Origin of the sequence: Clostridium sp. UMB9555A (assembly GCF_030222355.1) — a bacterium.
GTDB lineage: Bacteria > Bacillota > Clostridia > Clostridiales > Clostridiaceae > Sarcina > Sarcina perfringens.
The window spans coordinates 15,199-34,844 of record NZ_JASORQ010000002.1; the positions used below are offsets into that span (position 1 = coordinate 15,199).

General features: G+C 27.9%; 15 protein-coding genes. 12 read left to right on the forward strand and 3 right to left on the reverse strand.

Annotated elements, in window-relative coordinates; all coding sequences use genetic code 11:
- Positions 1-43 precede the first annotated feature (43 nt).
- Both QP548_RS05220 and pepV read left to right on the forward strand, forming a co-directional pair.
- Positions 44-1,354: a uracil-xanthine permease family protein gene (locus QP548_RS05220; protein ID WP_061427996.1), complete on the forward strand. Its 1,311-nt coding sequence runs from the start codon at positions 44-46 to the stop codon at positions 1,352-1,354.
- Positions 1,355-1,541: 187 nt separating this feature from the next.
- Positions 1,542-2,939 (forward strand): dipeptidase PepV, encoded by a 1,398-nt coding sequence (gene pepV, locus QP548_RS05225; protein WP_061427993.1) that lies wholly within the window; start codon positions 1,542-1,544, stop codon positions 2,937-2,939.
- An 81-nt stretch (positions 2,940-3,020) separates the two neighbouring features.
- Here the strand turns inward: pepV and QP548_RS05230 are convergent, their stop codons facing one another.
- Positions 3,021-3,440 (reverse strand): Fur family transcriptional regulator, encoded by a 420-nt coding sequence (locus QP548_RS05230; protein ID WP_003456471.1) that lies wholly within the window; start codon positions 3,438-3,440, stop codon positions 3,021-3,023.
- Between the two features lie 582 nt (positions 3,441-4,022).
- Here QP548_RS05230 and QP548_RS05235 point away from each other — a divergent pair.
- Together QP548_RS05235 and QP548_RS05240 are read left to right on the forward strand one after the other, a co-directional pair.
- Entirely contained in the window at positions 4,023-4,358 is a 336-nt protein-coding gene (locus QP548_RS05235) for a hypothetical protein (RefSeq protein ID WP_003452838.1), read from the forward strand.
- Between the two features lie 29 nt (positions 4,359-4,387).
- Positions 4,388-4,564, forward strand: a complete 177-nt coding sequence (locus QP548_RS05240; RefSeq protein WP_158024739.1) for a hypothetical protein — start codon at positions 4,388-4,390, stop codon at positions 4,562-4,564.
- A gap of 61 nt (positions 4,565-4,625) precedes the next feature.
- On the opposite strand, the gene QP548_RS05245 is transcribed toward QP548_RS05240, so the two are convergent.
- The gene (locus QP548_RS05245) at positions 4,626-6,098 is read right to left on the reverse strand and encodes a nicotinate phosphoribosyltransferase (protein WP_061427991.1); all 1,473 of its coding nucleotides are present in this window, start codon (positions 6,096-6,098) and stop codon (positions 4,626-4,628) included.
- 152 nt (positions 6,099-6,250) lie between these two features.
- Between QP548_RS05245 and QP548_RS05250 the strand changes: the two genes are divergently transcribed.
- From QP548_RS05250 to QP548_RS05265, 4 genes are all read left to right on the forward strand, one after another.
- Positions 6,251-8,245 (forward strand): ATP-dependent helicase, encoded by a 1,995-nt coding sequence (locus QP548_RS05250; protein ID WP_061427983.1) that lies wholly within the window; start codon positions 6,251-6,253, stop codon positions 8,243-8,245.
- A gap of 208 nt (positions 8,246-8,453) precedes the next feature.
- A complete protein-coding gene (locus QP548_RS05255; RefSeq protein WP_061427980.1) occupies positions 8,454-9,650 on the forward strand; it encodes a M20 metallopeptidase family protein in 1,197 nt (398 codons plus the stop codon).
- A 59-nt stretch (positions 9,651-9,709) separates the two neighbouring features.
- The gene (locus tag QP548_RS05260; RefSeq protein ID WP_003452833.1) at positions 9,710-10,684 is read left to right on the forward strand and encodes an RluA family pseudouridine synthase; all 975 of its coding nucleotides are present in this window, start codon (positions 9,710-9,712) and stop codon (positions 10,682-10,684) included.
- 21 nt (positions 10,685-10,705) lie between these two features.
- Positions 10,706-12,322 carry a putative polysaccharide biosynthesis protein gene (locus QP548_RS05265; protein WP_061427978.1) on the forward strand — a complete coding sequence of 539 codons (1,617 nt, stop codon included), beginning with the start codon at positions 10,706-10,708 and terminating at the stop codon, positions 12,320-12,322.
- A gap of 45 nt (positions 12,323-12,367) precedes the next feature.
- On the opposite strand, the gene QP548_RS05270 is transcribed toward QP548_RS05265, so the two are convergent.
- Positions 12,368-14,974 (reverse strand): calcium-transporting P-type ATPase, PMR1-type, encoded by a 2,607-nt coding sequence (locus tag QP548_RS05270; RefSeq protein ID WP_061427976.1) that lies wholly within the window; start codon positions 14,972-14,974, stop codon positions 12,368-12,370.
- Between the two features lie 262 nt (positions 14,975-15,236).
- Here QP548_RS05270 and QP548_RS05275 point away from each other — a divergent pair, with 262 nt between their 5' ends.
- From QP548_RS05275 to QP548_RS05290, 4 genes are all read left to right on the forward strand, one after another.
- Complete coding sequence (locus QP548_RS05275; RefSeq protein ID WP_061427975.1) at positions 15,237-16,148, forward strand: nucleotidyltransferase family protein; 912 nt, start codon at positions 15,237-15,239, stop codon at positions 16,146-16,148.
- Between the two features lies 1 nt (position 16,149).
- A complete protein-coding gene (locus tag QP548_RS05280; RefSeq protein WP_061427974.1) occupies positions 16,150-17,256 on the forward strand; it encodes a phosphotransferase enzyme family protein in 1,107 nt (368 codons plus the stop codon).
- A 134-nt stretch (positions 17,257-17,390) separates the two neighbouring features.
- Entirely contained in the window at positions 17,391-18,182 is a 792-nt protein-coding gene (locus tag QP548_RS05285; protein ID WP_061427969.1) for a rhomboid family intramembrane serine protease, read from the forward strand.
- A 14-nt stretch (positions 18,183-18,196) separates the two neighbouring features.
- Complete coding sequence (locus QP548_RS05290; RefSeq protein ID WP_061427964.1) at positions 18,197-19,591, forward strand: MATE family efflux transporter; 1,395 nt, start codon at positions 18,197-18,199, stop codon at positions 19,589-19,591.
- Positions 19,592-19,646: the final 55 nt, after the last annotated feature.

Here is a 19,646-nt window from a genome sequence, read left to right on the forward strand (position 1 = left end):
AAACAGAGCTTTCTCCTTAAGAAAAAATAAGGAGGCTTAAATTATGGCACAACAAGTAATAAGCAAAGAACAAGGAAGTATTAAGACATTAGGAATTTTCTCTTACTTTAAAAATGGAATTTTAGGATTACAACATTTAGTTGCCATGTTTGGAGCTACAATACTAGTACCACTAGTAACAGGCTTAGATCCATCAGTAGCTTTATTCACAGCAGGGATAGGTACTTTAATATTCCACTTATGTACTAAAGGAAAAGTTCCAGTATTTTTAGGATCATCCTTTGCATTTATACCTGTAATACAAGTAATTGCAGCTAAATATGGAGATTTAAGATATGCACAAGGAGGTATATTCTTTGCAGGATTAGCTTATGTATTAATTTCTTTTGGAATAAAGAAAATAGGTGTAGATAAAATAAAAAGATTTTTACCTGCAAGGGTAGTTGGTCCAATGATAATGGTTATAGGCTTAAATCTTATACCTAATGCCTTAGAAATGGCTGGGGTAAAATCTTTAATAGCTGGAGAGACAGGAGCTATGACTTCAGTTTTAATAGCTTGTACTACATTAGGATTAGCATTAATAATAAGTAAGTTTGGAAAGGGATTTTTCTCACAGTTAGCAATAATAACAGCAGTTTGTGTAGGATATACTTTAAGTTTAATTTTAGGACAAGTTGATACAAGTTTAATTCAACAAAGTACTATGATTGCAGTACCAAACTTTACATTGCCAAAGTTTGATTTTGGAGCAATAATGATAACTTTACCAGTTATTTTAGCTGTATCAATGGAGCATATAGGAGATATAACTACTAATGGACAAGTTGTAGGTAAAAACTTTATAGAAGATCCAGGATTAAATAGAACAGTATTAGGAGATGGATTGGCAACTTTAGTTGCATCTTTATTAGGGGGACCAGCTAATACTACTTACGGTGAAAATACAGGAGTTTTAGCTATAACTAAAAATTATAATCCATCAATTTTAAGATTAACAGCTTTTTTTGCCATAATACTAAGCTTTATAGCTAAGTTTGGAGCGGTTATAAGAACAATTCCACAATCAGTAATGGGAGGAATAAGCTTAATGTTATTCTCTATGATTGCTTTAGTGGGAGTTAAAACTATAAAAAATGAAGGTGTTAAGTTAAATAAAACTAACCTAATATTAATGGCATCAATAATTTTTGTAGGTTTATCAGGATTAGTCTTATCAGAACCTATAGGGATTAAAATAAGTGATGCTGTAAGTATATCAGGTTTAAGTTTAGCAGCTTTAGTTGGTGTTATTTTAAACTTAATAATCACTAAATTTGAATCATCAAAAAGCAGAAAAGAAGTAATTGCTTAAAGAAAAATAGCAAGTCATTTATATATGACTTGCTATTTTTAGTATTAAGTATTTAAAGTTATACATTCATTTCTTAATTCATCATTTTAATTAAATAGATTAGAAAATTTTGTTGAAATGTGGTAAAATATTAATAATATATATTAATATTTTGTTAACTTAAAGTTGATGAGAGGAAGTGTCAAAAATGAATTTAATAGGTAGCAAAATTGATGAAATGAAAGATGAGTTAATTGAGTCAGTACAAAATATTATTAGAATCAAAAGTGTTGAGGATGAACCAAAAGAGGGTATGCCTTTTGGTGAAGGAGTTTCTAAATCTTTAGAATGTGCCTTAGAAATTTCAAAAAAATTAGGGTTTAAAGTAGTTAATTTAGATGGACATGTAGGATATGCTGAATATGGTGATGGAGAAGAGTATGTAGCAGCTTTAGGACACTTAGACGTTGTTCCAGAAGGTGATGATTGGATTTACCCAGCATACGGTGCAGAAATACATGATGGAAAAATATATGGAAGAGGTACAACTGATGACAAAGGTCCAATAATGGCATCATTATATGGATTAAAAGCTATAAAAGAATTAGGATTACCACTATCAAAGAAAATAAGAATAATATTTGGTACTAATGAAGAAACTGGAAGTAAGGATATAGAATACTATTTAGAGCATGAAAAGGCTCCAGTAGCAGGATTTACTCCTGACGCAGAATTCCCTATAATAAATGGAGAAAAGGGTATTACTATTTTTGACATTGTTAAAACTTTTGGAGAAAAAACAACTGATGGAGATGTATTAGTTGAGAGTATAAAGGGTGGAATAGCATCAAATGTAGTTGCTAGTCTTTGTGAAACAAAATTAAAAGCTAAGGAAGCAAATAAGGTTTGTGAAGAAATATCAAAATTTGCTAAAGAAAATAATATAAAATTTGAAGTATCACATAAAAATGATGAAATAGAGTTAAAAGTATTTGGTGTTTCAGCTCATGGTAGTACTCCAGAAAAGGGTATAAATGCTATAATGCAAACTATTAAAATTTTAGCAGAATTAAATTTAGCACAAGAAGATATAAAAGCTTTCCTTAAATTCCTAAATGATAACATAGGTGAAGATGTCTATGGAGAAAAATTCGGAATCTTATTACAAGATGAAGCATCAGGAAAATTAAGTTTTAATGTTGGAGTAATTGATTTAAATGATAAAGTTGGAAGACTTACTTTAAACTTAAGATATCCTGTAACTAAGACTTTAGATGATATGATGACTCCTTTTAATGAAAGAATAAAAGGTACGGGAATAGAAATAGAAAACTTTGAACACCAAAAACCATTATATTTCTCTCCAGATCATCCTTTAATAAAAACTTTAAAGAATGTATATAAAGAGGAAACAGGAAAAGAAGGAGAATTAATGTCTATTGGAGGAGGTACATATGCTAAGGAAATGCCTAATATAGTAGCATTTGGACCAATATTCCCTGGAGAACCAGATGTTATTCATAAACCAAATGAATACATTAAAATAGATGACTTAATTTTAATAAGCAAAATATATGCAAAAGCTTTATATGAATTAGCTAAATAAATAATTTTATTTAGTTAAAATATAGACTTGATAAAAATTAATATTTAAATATAAAAAAGAGTGGTAAATTACCACTCTTTTTTATTCATGTTTATTTTGACATTCTTCACATATTCCATAGAAATACATTTTGTTTGAAAGTATTCTATAGTTTGAATGTTTTTGGGCTTCTTCATTTAGATGAGTATAATCTAAATTTTCAAGATCATCAACTCTACCACAAGCTAAACATTGAACATGACAGTGATCATTTGAGTTACCATCATATCTAAAGTTTCCTTCACCAACATTAATTTCTTGTATTAATTCTACTTCTACAAGAGTTTTTAACGCTTTATAAACTGTAGCTAATGACATTGTAGGGTAATCTTCCTGTAAAGCCTTGTAAATAGTCTCAGCAGACGGATGTTCTTTCGTACCCTTTAAGTATTTATAAACAGCAATCCTTTGAGGAGTTAGTTTTAATTTTTTTTCTTTAAAAATAGTAGTTATATTGTCCATTTCCACCATCCCTATCATATATAAGAATTAAATATATTATATAATAATAATTATTATATGTCAAAGATTATCTTTTAATACTATTTAACATTAAATAATCTTGATTTTTATTGAATATTATTTAAGAAAAATTAATAAAAAAAACTTGTAAAAATAGCCTTTTTATGATAAAATTTATTTAAAGGTTGTTAATTAATTAACAAAGTTTTTCCATGTTCATTTCATTTTCCTTTAAGAACAGTTTTTACTGTTCTTTTTTTTATATAATACAAAATTTAAATTTAATTTAAATATTTTTAAACGCTATTAACTATTTTACTTGTATAAAAAGAGAATTGCAAGTAAAGAAATTAAAATTAATATTAATATGTTATAAAAATATAAGATTTTTTAAAAAATTTTTGGGAAATTCAATAAAAAAATTATTAATATAAAATTTTTACTAATAAAATTAATACATAACAAACAATAAAAGTAATATATGTAAATAAATTAAAGAAAAATAGAACCTTGTAATACTTTACTTAAAGTTAAAGGAGTGGTAAACTTTACTATATAAATAAATTACTTAGGAGGTTAATTATGTCAAAGTATAAAGTTGGAGATGAATTAATTATTGTTACAGATCCTAATCAAGAAACTAAAAAATTAAAAGATTTAAGCTTCTTAAAAAAAGATGGAGATTTTGCTTGCTTATCATGGGGTATAAAAATTGTTGATGTATTATATGAAAAACCAAATGTTACATTAACTTATAAAAATGTTATGGGAGAGACTAACAAAGTTTTTGCTGTATGTAAAAATGTTGAGAATTTTGATCATGAAAAAGTTTTAGAAAAGGCTTTACTTAAAGCTTTCCAAAATGAGCTTACAAACATTACAGTTATAAAAAATTCAGGGTTAAAGACTATATTATAATTAATTTAAGAGGGGATTGAGAGTATAATATGTCGTATTGTCCATTTTGGTCAAATGAGAGGGAGAAATTTAAGTGCTATAAGGAATGTCCAATGAATGAGAAAATCACAGGAGAAGAGTGTGTATTTTCTATGTATTTAGACAAAAGTTTTTTACTTGAGGATGATTATGAAAAATCAAATATAGTTTTAAGTCAAGTAAATTAATAAGAGACGCTTCACAACAAGGAAGCGTCTCTTATTTTTGTTTATAAAATAAATATAAGTTCTATTTATATATGCTAGAATATCTATGGAGTAAATTATGTTTTAAATTCCATAAACCATTTGATAAATCTACATAATAAGTATGAGGATTCTCAAATCTTAAAATTTCTGGCCAAAGTTTTTCACACTCTTTTTGAGCGTAATCTCTAATTTCCATTACTGTTGGATTTTTGTAACATACTTTTCCATCTTCAAATATTTTAACTAGTAAATCTTTAACATAATAATTAGTTAATGTTTTTCTTTTCCATACATGAATAGGATCAAAAATCTCTAATGATTTATTAGTATCTATTTGTTCATCATTTAAAAGAATTAAATCAGCTAATGCTGTATGAGTATTATTATCAAATATTCTTATTATTCTCTTAAATCCAGGGTTTGTTATTTTTTCTTCATTTTCACTTATCTTTATTCTAGGAATTATATTACCTTCTTCATCTTCTACTGCAACTAATTTATAAACTCCACCAAAAACAGGTTCTGATCTAGCTGTTATAAGTCTTTCTCCAACTCCAAAGGCATCTATTGAAGCCCCTTGGCTTAATACATCTCTTATTATATATTCATCTAGAGAATTTGAAACTATTATTTTACAATCTGGATATCCAGCTTCATCTAACATCTGTCTACATTTTTTAGATAGATAAGTTATATCACCACTATCTATTCTTATTCCTTTTGGTCTTTTTCCTAAAGGTTTTAAAACCTCATCAAATACTTTAATAGCATTAGGAACTCCGGACTTTAAAACGTTATAAGTATCTATTAATAATGTACAGTTATCAGGATATGCTACTGCCCAGGCTTTAAATGCCTCATATTCATCTCCAAAAAGTTGAATCCAACTATGAGCCATAGTTCCTATAGCAGGTATGTCAAACATTTGATCAGCTATTGTACATGCTGTAGAATCACAACCACCTATAGCAGCAGCTCTTGCTCCATAAATAGCTCCATCATATCCTTGAGCTCTTCTAGAACCAAATTCCATTACAGTCTTATCTCCAGCTGCTCTACATATTCTATTAGCCTTAGTAGCTATAAGAGTTTGGTGATTTATAGTAAGAAGTATCATAGTTTCTACAAACTGTGCTTGTATTACAGGACCCTTAACGATAACTAAAGGTTCATTTGGGAAGACAGGATTTCCTTCTGGAATTGCCCAAACATCACAAGTAAACTTGAAATTTATTAAAAAGTCTAAGAATTCATCACAAAATAATTCCTTTGATCTTAAATAGGCTATATCATCTTCTGAAAAGTTTAGATTTGATAGGTATTCAATTAATTGCTCAACACCAGCCATTATACAATAGCCGCCACCATCAGGTACCCTTCTAAAATACATATCAAAATAGGCAATTTTATTTTCTATGCCATTTTTAAAATATCCATTTGCCATAGTAAGTTCATAGAAATCAACTAGCATTGTAAGATTTCTAGGGTTTTTTACATCAAACTTATAATCCATATAAAAATTATCTCCTTTTCATAAGTTATCAATAACTATTGTAACCAGTAGTTAGAATTATTACAATATATATGTTATTAAATATTATGGTTTACTAACGAAATTTTAGTCAATAATTAAAATAAATTTTATTAAACATTAGGAGAATTATAATGTCTAATTTAGATAAATATCAAAATGAAGCTGTAAGAGCAAGGAGTAAAAGTATTCTTGTTATAGCGCCACCAGGAGCTGGAAAGACCACAGTAATATTAAATAGAATAAAATATCTTTTAGAAGAAAAAAAGGTTAAAGGAATACATGTTATAGTAATAACTTTTACTAAGGCTGCAGCAGAAAATATGAAAAGTAGATTTAAAGAAATGCATAAGGAAGGAATTATTCCATTCTTTGGAACCTTTCATGGGCTTTTTTATAAAATTTTACTTAGGAATAAGGATGAAATAAGGCTTATAGAATCTAAGGATGCCTATAATATTATAAGGAAAGTATTATCCTCTTATATAGAAGAGGTAAGTGATGAAAAAATAAAAGAGGTATTAAATAATATATCTAGAAAGAAAGTTTCTTCTAAGGATTTAGAAATATCAATGACTTATGAGATTTTTAATAAATGCTATGAAGCATATGAAACTTTTAAAAATGAGAGAGGACTTTTGGATTTTGATGATTTACAAATAAAGGCAGTAACCCTTTTAAAAGAAAATCCCCATGTATTAGGATATTATAGAAATTTAATAAAATATATATTAGTTGATGAGTTTCAAGATTGTGATGAAGTTCAATTAGAATTTTTAAGACTTATAAATAATGAAGTTTTTTGTGTTGGAGATGAGGATCAAAGTATATATTCCTTTAGGGGAGCAACTCCTAAATGTATGATAAACTTTGAGGAGAATTTTGAAGGTAGCGAGAAGGTTTATTTAAAGTATAATTATAGGAGCTTAAAAAATATTGTGGAAGTATCTAAGGATGTTATAAAGCATAATAAAGAGAGATACCAAAAAGAAATAATAGCTTTTAATGAAAATCAAGGGAAAATAGAACTTAAAAAGCCATTTAATGAGTCAGAGGAAGCAAATATAATTGCTTTAAAAATAGAAGAAAGCAAAAGATTAGGAAATAAATATTCTGATAATGCTATTTTGTATAGGACTAATATGGAGAGTAGAAGTTTTATTGATGCTTTTATTAGAAAAAAGATTCCCTTTAAGCTTTTAGATAAAGAATATAATTTCTTTAATCATTTTATATGTAGAGATTTAATTGCATATTTAAGACTCTCAATAGATCCATTTAATAAAGAAGATTTTAATAAAATAATAAACAAACCCTTTAGATATGTTTCAAAAAGTACTATTTATGGAGTAATGAATTCTAAGAAGAGAGAAAATGTTTTTGAGATATTAATGAATGTAGAAGGTGTACATCCATTTCAAATGAGAAAATTTGAGGAGTTAAAAAGTGACATAGCTTATTTAAATAAACTTTCCTTAAATAGTGCTATTGATTTTATATTAAGTGATTTAGAGTATAGTCAGTATATACGAGAGTATTCCTCTAAGTTTAAGCAAAATCAAGAGGATTTATTAGATATTGTAGAAGAATTTAAAAGTTCAGCTATGGAATTTAAATCTATAATCACTTTTCTTTCTCACATAGAAAGTGTTGAAGAAAATTTAGAAAACTTAAATTCTAAAGAAAATATAGACTCTGTTATATTAAGTACAATGCATGGGGTAAAGGGAATGCAATTTAAAGATGTACACATTGTAAATATAGTTGATGAAACAATACCCCATAAAAATAGTATGGAAAATTTAGAAGAGGAGAGAAGACTGTTTTATGTAGGTATAACTAGGGCTATAAATAATTTATATTTCTATGCACCTAAGAGTTTAAGAGGTAAATTTAAAGATCCATCTATATTTTTAAATAATACAAATTTAGATAGCCAATGCAATATAATTGATTATGGATTAAAAGAAGGAGATGTCATAAGACATAATTATTTTGGCATAGGAGAAATTTCTAAAATAGAGAAGGATACTATTTCAATTAAATTTGTTCAAGGAGAAAATAAAAAATTTTCTTTAAGAACTTTGATTGAAAATAATTTAATAGAAAAAATAATTTGTGAAGTTTAACTGTAGTAGTAACAAAGAAAATTAGGGAATCTAAAGAAAAATTTTCTTTGTTACTATAATTTTTGATATAGTACACTTAAATAATATACTCGTAAATGAGCATAAAATATAATTGAAGAAAAAAACATAGTAATATATAATCAAAAATATATAAAATAAATAAGATATATAATATATATTATTTATAAATAAAAAGTAGGTGTTAAAAATGAATATAAATTTAATGGATGAAGCTCAAGAATTAAAAGATTTACTTGTAGCTTTAAGAAGAGATTTTCATGAAAATCCTGAATTAGGTTTTGAAGAGTGGAGAACTTCAGGAAAAATAAAGGAATTTTTAACTAATGAAGGTATTGAATATATAGAAACTGCTAAAACAGGAGTATGTGGAATAATAAAGGGAACACTAAAGGATGAATCTAAAAAAGATAGATGCATAGCTTTAAGAGCTGATATTGATGGCCTTCCTATGGATGATAAAAAGACTTGTTCATATTCATCAAAAGTTAAAGGAAGAATGCATGCTTGTGGACATGATGCTCATACAACAATATTATTAGGTGCAGCTAAATTATTAAGTAGACATAGAGATAAGTTTAGTGGTACTGTTAAGTTATTATTTGAACCAGCAGAGGAGACAACAGGAGGAGCTCCTATAATGATAGAAGAAGGAGTTTTAGAAAATCCTAGAGTAGAAAAAATAATAGGACTTCATGTTGAAGAAACTTTAGATGCTGGACAAATAATGATAAAAAAAGGAGTAGTTAATGCAGCGTCTAATCCTTTCACAATAAAGATAAAAGGAAGAGGAGGACATGGAGCTTATCCTCACATGGCTGTAGACCCTATAGTTATGGCTTCTCAAGTTGTTTTAGGATTACAAACAATAGTAAGTAGAGAAATAAAGCCTGTAAATCCAGCAGTTGTTACAATAGGAAGTATAAATGGAGGAACTGCTCAAAATATAATACCAGATGAGGTTATATTAAAAGGTGTTATAAGAACAATGACCCTAGAAGATAGAGCTTACGCTAAGGAAAGACTAAGAGAAGTAGCTACATCTATTTGTACAGCTATGAGAGGAGAATGTGAAATAGATATAGAAGAAAGCTATCCATGTCTTTATAATAATAATGAGGTTGTAGATTTAGTAACTGAAGCTGCAAAAGAAATTATTGGGTCTCAAAATGTTAAGGAGCAAGAAGCACCAAAGCTTGGAGTTGAAAGCTTTGCATATTTTGCCTTAGAAAGAGATTCAGCATTTTATTTCTTAGGAGCTAGAAATGAAGAGAGAAATATTATTTATTCAGCTCATAATAGTAGATTTGATATAGACGAGAATTTATTACCAATTGGAGTTTCAATTCAATGTAAAGCCGCATTAAATTATTTGACAAGGGAGTAAATTAATATTAATCTATAGAATAGTAATTATAAAATGATTTAAATTAGGAGTGAAGCGATTTGAAAATAGAGATAGGTACAAATGAAGCGGGACAGAGATTAGATAAGTTCTTAAGAAAATATTTAAAGGATGTACCTCTAAGTGCAATATTTAAAGCCCTAAGAAAGGGTGATATAAGAGTAAATGGAAAGAAGCAAAAAGAAAAGTATTCTCTTTTAGAAGGAGATGTTATAGAGATAAGATATCTTCAAAGTGTAGTAACTAAGGAGAAGAAAAAGCCTAATTTCCAAATGGTTGATTCAGGATCACTTCAAGTGGTGTATGAAGATGAAAATATGCTTTTAGTTGAGAAATGGCCAGGAGTATTAGTTCATTCAGATAAAAAGAATGGAGCTCCAACCTTAACTGACTATGTATTATCATACTTATTCAGAAAAGGAGACTATGTTCCAGAAAATGAATTAACTTTTACTCCTGCATCTTGTAACAGATTAGATAGAAATACTTCAGGAATAGTATTTTTCGGTAAGAATTTTGAAGGATTAAAACTACTTAACGAGATGATAAGAGAAAGAAAAGTTAAGAAGTATTACTGTGCTTTAGTAAAGGGAAAAATACAGCCTGGAAAATATGAAGCATATATATCAAAAGATGATGAATTAAATAAGTCAACAGTTTATGATACTGAAAGACCAGATACAAAGAAAATAAAAATGGATGTTAAGGTTCTACAAACTAATGGCGCCTTTTCATTATTAGAAATAGAACTTATAACTGGAAGAAGTCATCAGTTAAGAGCTCATTTAGCTCATTTAGGAAATCCTATTGTTGGAGACTTTAAATATGGTGATAATAAAATGAATTCCTTCTTTGAAAATAAGTTTGGATTAACATATCAATTCCTTTATGCTTATAAGGTTACATTTAAAGAGGTTCCTGAAAAGTTTGATTATTTAAAAAATAAAACTATAGCTCAGGGGTTACCTCCAATGTTTAAAAAGATAAAGAAGGATGTATTTAAATTTAGGATTTAGTTTTTAAGATAGGAGATTTTTATGAAAGAGCAGTCTATAACTAAAGGCTTTGCAATACTTTCTATTGCAAGTATAGTTGCTAAATTATTATCTTTAATTTATGTACCTTTTCTTACTAGAATTGTAGGAAATGTTGGTATGGGTATATATGGAAAAACCTATGACATATTTGTTTTTGTATATGCTTTAACAAATGTAGGTTTACAAACAGCCATATCAAAATATGTTTCAGAGTTAGATGCAGTTGGCAATTATAAAGATGCCTTAAGAGCATTTAAGATTTCAAGAGCATTTTTACTTGTAGTTGGTACAATATTTACTATAGTTTTAATGTTAAGTGCTAATTTTATAGCCAGTATGAGTCAGACGCCAGAAATGGTTTATCCAATAATATTCTTAGCACCAACAATTATGATAACAACTGTGCTAGTTACTTATAAAGGATATTTCCAAGGAAGATCTCAAGCTACACCAATAGCTATAGCAACTGTTATTGAACAGGTTGCCAATGTATTTTTAAGCTTATTATGTGCATACTTCCTTATAAAGAAAAGTGTATCTTTAGGAGTTGCAGGAGGAACTATAGGATCTTCTGCTGGGGCATTAATGGCAGTATTATATTTAATATACATATATAATATATATGGAGTTGAAAAAGAGGCTAAGAGAAAACAAGAGCCTGGAGTTAGAAGAATTACAGGCAAAAAAATAGCAAGAACCTTATTTAAATATGGATTACCAATAACTCTTAGTACTGGTCTTCAAAATTTAGGAAATATAATAGATATGTTTACAGTAAGCAATAGACTTGTTGACGCAGCTCATATTTCAAAATTAGAGGCTAATGCACTTTATGGATATTTTTCAACAAGATATAAGATTTTAATAAATGTTCCAATGGTATTTATAACTTCTTTAGGATATATGGCATTACCTGCAATATCAAGAGCATATGCTTTAAAGGATAAAAAAGAGATAAAAAATAAGATTAATTTCTCTATGAGAGTTACATATCTTTTATCAATACCATCAGCCTTTGGATTAGCTTTATTAAGTGAAAGCATATATAGATATATTTTTGCAGATTCAAATGGGTATATGATGATGGTAATAGGTGCTGCCATGATACCATTAACAGCAATAGTTCTTATGCAAAATGTAATACTTCAAAGTGTAAGTCAATTTTACTATGTATTATTTACATTGGCTCTTAGTATTATAGTGAAATTTACATTAAATATGACTTTAGTTGCAAATCCAGATATAAATATTTATGGAGCTGTAATTTCTGGAATGGTGGCTTTCGTAATTTCTTTAGTACTTAATCACTTTAGAATGAGAAAAACACTAAAGATGAAAATATCAATGTTAAAATATGCATTAAAACCTTTATTAGCATCAACATACATGAGTATCGGAATAATGCTTAGCAAATATGTAATATCTTTATTTATAGATTTTAATAATTTAAGTTTAATATTAGGTATAGCTATATTACTAGTAATTATAGGTATAGGTGCATTTATGTATCTTCACGCTATTATAATTTTAGGTGGAATTAAAAAGGCAGATATAGAAGAAATTTCACCTAAACTTTTAAAAGTTATGCCAAAGTTTTTAAGAAAAAATATAAAATAATAAAAAAGTAAGGTATCACTTTCTAGATACCTTACTTTTTTATTTTTATTTTCTAAATAATTTTAAAATTTCATTTATTACAAATGGTATTAAGGATACAAGTATAACCACAATCCAATCATATAAAAGTAAAGGGGTAACCTTAAATATATTAGCAATAAAGCTTATTGAAATTATTATTACTTGAAGGAAGATTCCAAGTAAAATTGAATATACTAAGTATTTATTAGAAAACAGTCCTAAGGAGAATGCTGATTTAGTATTACTTCTTAGAGATAGTGATAAAAATAATTGAGATACACTTAGTACAACAAAGGCCATTGTTTGAGCATGAATTAAGGAATCAGGATAAAGTCTTTCACCTAATTTAAATGCAAATAGAGTTATTCCTCCTATTAAAACTCCATTTATTATAAGTTGAATTTTATCAGACTTAACAAATATACTTTCCTTAGGATTTCTAGGAGGATTATTCATAACATCTTCCTTTGTTTTATCAACTCCTAAAGCTAGTGCTGGAAAACTATCTGTAATTAAATTAACCCAAAGAATGTGTATTGGTTGAAGGGGAGAGTTCCAATTTAACAGTATAGCTGTAAATAGGGTTAGTATTTCTCCTAAATTACAGGATAATAAAAATACTATAGATTTTTTTATATTTAGATAGATTTTTCTTCCTTCTTCTACAGCAGAAACTATTGTTGAAAAATTATCATCAGTAAGAATCATATCTGAGGCACCTTTAGATACATCTGTACCTGTTATACCCATAGCTACACCTATATCAGCTGCTTTTAAGGAAGGGGCATCATTAACTCCATCTCCAGTCATAGAAACTATATTTCCATGAGACTTAAAGGCTTTAACTATTTTTACCTTGTGTTCAGGAGACACTCTCGCAAAAACTCTGTAATTTATAATTTTTTCATTGAACTCTTCTTCTTTAAATTTATCTATTTCATGACCAGTAATGGCTTGAGAAATATCTTCTGCTATTCCTAGTTCATTTGCAATAGCAAAGGCTGTATTTTTATGGTCACCAGTTATCATAACTGGTGTTATTCCAGCACTTTTACATAGTTTAATAGAATCTTTAACCTCTAGTCTAGGTGGATCAATCATTCCAACCATGCCAATGAAAACTAAATCTTTTTCTAAAGAATCTAAAACTATATTTTCTTTAGATATATCTTTATATGCAAAGGCAAGAACTCTTAAGGCTTTGTCTGACATTATATTAGAGTTTTCTAAAACTTTAGCTTTATATTCCTTTGTAAAGTCTAGTAATTTTCCATTAACAGATATTTTATTACAAATTGAAAGTATAGAATCTAAGGCACCCTTAGTAAATACACGAGCTTTTTTTTCATCTACTAAGTTTACTGTAGTCATTAACTTTCTATCAGAATCAAAAGGAATTTCATCTATTCTTTTAAATTCTTTTTCAAGTTTTTCTTTTAGTATATTAAGCTTAAAAGGAGATTCTAAAAGTGCTATTTCAGTAGGATCGCCAGTTTGGCTTTTTTCTGAGTATGTGGCGTCATTACAAAGAACCATACAATCTACTAAAAGTTTAGATTCATTTTCATTTAAATTAAATTCACTCTCTTTTATATAAGAATCATTTGTGTAAACAGTAGTTACAGTCATTTTATTTTGAGTTAGTGTACCTGTCTTATCAGAACATATTATACTTACAGAACCTAGAGTTTCAACAGCAGGAAGCTTTCTTATTATTGCATTCTTTTTTACCATTCTTTGAACTCCTAGTGCTAATACTATAGCAACTATGGCAGGCAATCCTTCTGGAATAGCAGCAACAGCCAAAGAAATAGAAGTTAGGAACATTTCAAGTAAATCTCTTCCTTGAAAAAATGAAATAATAAAAATTAGAATACATATACCTACAGCTAAAAATCCTAGAATTTTTCCAAGTTCGCTTAATTTTTTTTGTAGTGGAGTTTCATCATTTTCTTCTTGTTCTATCATTTTAGCTATTTTACCAATTTCAGTATTCATTCCAGTACCAACAACAACTCCAACTCCACGGCCATATGTAGCTAGAGTAGACATAAAGGCCATATTATTTTGGTCTCCAATTGGAATTTCTTTATCTGGTAAAAAAGAAGCATCTTTTTCTGAAGGAACAGATTCACCTGTAAAGGCAGATTCCTCTATTTTTAAGTTAGCTGTATCAATTAATCTTAAATCTCCAGGGATATATCTACCAGCATCTATTATTACAATATCTCCTGGTACAATATCTTCTGAAAGAATTTCCTTTAAAGAACCATCCCTTTTAACAAGAGCTTTAGGAGTGGAAAGTTCCTTTAAAGCATCTAAGGCTTTTTCTGCTTTAGATTCTTGAATAACTCCTATAACTGCATTTATTATTATTACTAAGAGTATTATTAAAGCATCACTTATTTCTCCTAAAAATGCAGATATTATTGCAGCTATAATTAGTATATAAATCATTACATCTTTAAGCTGAGATAAGAACTGTTTAAATAGAGTTTTCTTCTTTTTAGTTTCAAGTTTATTCTTACCATACTTTTCAAGTCTTCTTAATGCCTCATTAGAGGAAAGACCATTCTTTTCATCTACATCTAATTCCTTTAATATTTCATTTTTTGATTTTTTGTACCACAAAAATAATCACATCCTTTCCTATTATATTAGCTTATAGATTTTTATAGAAAAAATACTGAAATAATAGAATTTTTTTATTTTATATAAAATAGTATGCTTTTTAAGATACAGTTGTACAATATTTAACAATGTTTTAACTTTTTATAAACTTAAGAGAAAAACAACAGAAAATTTAGTAAAATAAATTTAACTATGTTAAATAACTTATAAAATTTATTTATGGTTTAAGGGGAGAAAAGTATTAAAAAGTGAGGGGATGAAAGTGGACAAGGTTACTTTAGTAATAATGGCAGCAGGAATGGGAAGTAGATATGGAGGCTTAAAGCAAATTGATAAGATAGGACCAAATGGGGAGACCATAATAGAATATTCCATTTATGATGCTATTAAAGCTGGTGTCACAAAGGTTGTATTTATAATAAAAAAAGATATTTTTCAGAAGTTTAGAGAAACTATAGGTTTTAAAATAGAAAATATAATAGAAACTGAATATGTTTTTCAAGAAGTTGATAATTTAGAAAAAGAATTTAAAGGGAAATTTAAAAGAGTTAAACCTTGGGGAACTGGACATGCAATTTTATGTTGCAAAGGTTTTATAGAAGAACCTTTCATAGTTATAAATGCTGACGATTTTTATGGAAGAGAAACCTATAGAATACTTTGTGAAGAAATTAAAAAAAGTAAGTGTGATTCTGAATACTTTATGGTAGGTTTTAAGGTAAGTAAAACATTAACTGACTTTGGAAGTGTATCTAGAGGAATATGTGATTTGAATTCTAAGGGAGAATTAATTTCTATTAAAGAAAAAACAAAAATTATGAAAAAAGGAAATAGTATATGCTATGAAGAGGATGGAGATTATCATAATATTCCTAAAAACACCTTAGTTTCTATGAATATTTGGGGATTAAAACCTAGCATATTTACAGAACTAGAAGATAAATTTTTTACTTTTTTAAAAGATAAAAGTATAGATAAATGTAAAGAAGAGTTTTATCTTCCTACAGCAATAGATGAGCTTATAAAAGAAGATAGGGTTAATGTTAAGGTTTTAAAAACAAATGAACAATGGTATGGAGTTACTTATAAAGAGGATAAAGAAAGTGTTAGGGATTCTTTAAAAAAATTATCTAAAAATATTTATCCAGATGATTTGTGGGAGGAGTTTAAATAAAATGAACAAAAATTATGATTTTAAAAGTATAGCAGAAAATTTTAATTTAGAGGGAGAGTTAAAAACATCAGATAGCCATGTTTGTGGTCATATAAATGATACATTTATAATAAAATGTGAAGGGAAAAATGGAGAAGAAATAAAATATGTTCTTCAAAGAGTGAATTCTGACATATTTAAAAATCCGGAGCAACTAATGGAGAATATTGAAAATGTTACTTCACATATAAAAAATAAGATTATAGAAGAAAATGGAGACCCCTTAAGGGAAACCTTAAATATAGTGAAGACAAAAGAAGGAAAAAACTTCTATAAATGCAAAGAGGGAAATTATTGGAGAATTTTTAATTTCATACATGGCGCTAGCACCTATCAAATAGTTGAAAAACCTGAGCATTTATATACAGCTGGTAAGGCTTTAGGAAAATTTCAAAAGCAATTATCAGATTTTAATGTTGATATGCTTTATGATACAATCCCTGATTTTCATAATACAGAAAAGAGATTTGAGGCATTTATGGAAGCTGTAAGGGAAGATAGAAAAGGAAGAGCAAATGATGTAAAAGAAGAAATAGATTTTGTAATTAACCGTGCTGAAGATACAAAAGTTTTAGTAAATATGATAAAAGAAAATAACCTTCCTTTAAGAGTTACTCATAATGATACAAAGTTTAATAATATAATGATAGATGATAAAACAGGAGAAGGAATTGCAGTTATTGATTTAGATACTGTTATGCCAGGACTATCACTATATGACTTTGGAGATTCTATTCGTTCAGGAGCTACAACAGCTTTAGAAGATGAAGTGGATTTATCCAAGGTAAGCTTTGATTTAAATCTTTATGAGCATTTTGCAAAAGGATTTTTAGAGTCAGCAGGGGATGCCTTTACAAAAGAGGAAATTGAATATTTACCTTTTGCAGCTAAACTTATGACCTTTGAATGTGGAATGAGATTTCTTATGGATTATTTAAATGGAGATGTTTACTTTAAAATACATAGGGAAAATCACAACTTAGATAGAGCTAGAAATCAATTTAAGCTTGTTTCTGATATGGAAAAAGAAATGGATAATATGAAGAAGATAGTATATTCATATATTTAAAAACTCTATTGTTAAAAAATAAAGTTATTATTTTTAAGACATTATAAAAATGGTAAATGGGGCTGTATCAAAATATAATAATAAAACTTATTTTGATATACGCCCTTTTATAATTAAGAAAGGAGGTTTTAAAAATGAATATTTGGAATAAGTTAGAAAGGAAATTTGGAGATTTTTATATAAGAAATTTAATTACATATATAATATCCTTTAACGCAATTATTTATATTATGATGTATACATCAATTAGAAAAGAATCTATACTGAATTTAGTCTTAGTACCTGATTTAGTATTAAAGGGAGAGGTTTGGAGGTTATTAACATTTATATTTATTCCACCAATGACAAGTCCTTTATTTATAGTTTTTGCTCTATATTTTTACTATATTGCTGGAATAAGTTTAGAAAGAGAACTTGGAGGTTTTAAATTTAATATATATTATCTCATAGGAGTTTTAAGCACTATAATAATTTCATTTTTAACAGATACACCAGCAACTTCAGCATATATAAATTTATCCTTATTTTTAGCTTTTGCAAAGATAGCCCCTGATTTTGAATTATTATTTTTATTTATAATTCCTATTAAGGTTAAATATTTAGCTATGTTAAACTGGGGAGTAATAATTTGGAATTTAATCACTGTAAATTCTATTGGTGGAAAATTACTAGTACTAGCACCAGTGATAAATTATTTAATTTTCTTTGGAAAAGATGTATTAAAAGGAACAGTTTCAACATCTAAAAATTACTATAGAAAGAAGAGCTTTGAAAATAAAGTTAAAAAAAGTGATCATAGACATAGATGTAAAGTTTGTGGAATTACAGATTTAGATGATCCTAATATGGAATTTAGATACTGTTCAAAATGCAGTGGTAATAAATGTTATTGTATGAATCATATAAAAAATCATGAGCATAAATAAAATTAAGGGAAAGAATGGTGAATAGTATGAGCAAAAAAACAACAGATTTAGGAAGGGATAGTATTGGAAAGCTCCTTTTTAAACTAGCTATGCCAGCTATAATAGCTCAACTTGTTAATGTTTTATACAATATAGTAGATAGAATGTTTATAGGAAGATTGCAATCTGGTGACATGGCTATGGCTGGAGTTGGGGTAGCCTTTCCAATTATAATGATAGTCGCTGCTTTTAGTGGTTTAGTTGGTATGGGAGGAGCTCCCTTAGCAGCGATAAAAATGGGAGAAAAGAAAAAAGAAGATGCTGAAGAAATAATGACAAATAGTTTTTCTGCACTTATAGGATTAGCTTTATTTTTAACAGTATTTTTCTTTATATTTAAGGAGCCAATTTTATGGGCCTTTGGGGCTAGTGATGCAACTATAGGATATGCTTTAGATTATTTAGGCATTTATTTAATAGGTACTATATTTGTTCAAATTGCTTTGGGAATGAATCCATTTATAAATACGCAAGGATTTGCTAAGGTTGGAATGATAACAGTTATGGTAGGCGCTGTAATAAATATTGTATTAGATCCAATTTTAATTTTTGGATTTAATATGGGAGTTAAGGGAGCAGCTTTAGCAACTATAATTGGTCAATGCGCCTCTGCTATATGGGTATTATACTTTTTATTTGGAAAACAAAGTATTCTTAGAATAAGAAAAAAATTCTTAAAGCCAAAATTAAAAATAGTATTTTCAATAATGGCTTTAGGAGTATCTCCATTTATAATGCAAGCTACTGAAAGTTTAGTCATAATAAGTATGAATAATAATTTATTAAAGTATGGTGGAGACCTAGCTGTTGGAGCAATGACTATTATGAGTAGTGTAATGCAAATAATATTACTTCCATTAATGGGACTTTCTCAAGGGGCACAACCTATAATAAGTTATAACTATGGGGCTAATAAAGTCTATAGAGTAAAAAAAGCCTTTAAATTACTTTTAGTATCATCAATGGTATTTACCACAATTATGTGGAGTGCATTAATGATGTTACCAGATGTGTTTGTAAAGATTTTTAATAGTAATAATCCTCAATTAATGGAGATAACCTCATGGAGTATTAGAATATACTTTGCAGGTATTTTGCTTTTTGGTGCACAAGTTGCCTGTCAACAAACTTTCTTAGCTTTAGGACAAGCAAAAATATCATTAATTTTAGCCTTACTTAGAAAGATTGTGCTTTTAATACCATTTATATATGTGCTTCCAATGGTTTTTGAAAATAAGCTTATGGGGGTTCTTATGGCAGAACCTTTTGCAGATATAATAGCAGCCCTATCAACAGTAGCGTGCTTTACTATATTTTATAAAAAACATTTATCACAAGGTTTAGAAGAAGAGATAAAAGTAAATTCTTAATAAAAACAAAAAGTCTAGAGAAATTTAATCTTTCTAGGCTTTTTATTTTTATTAA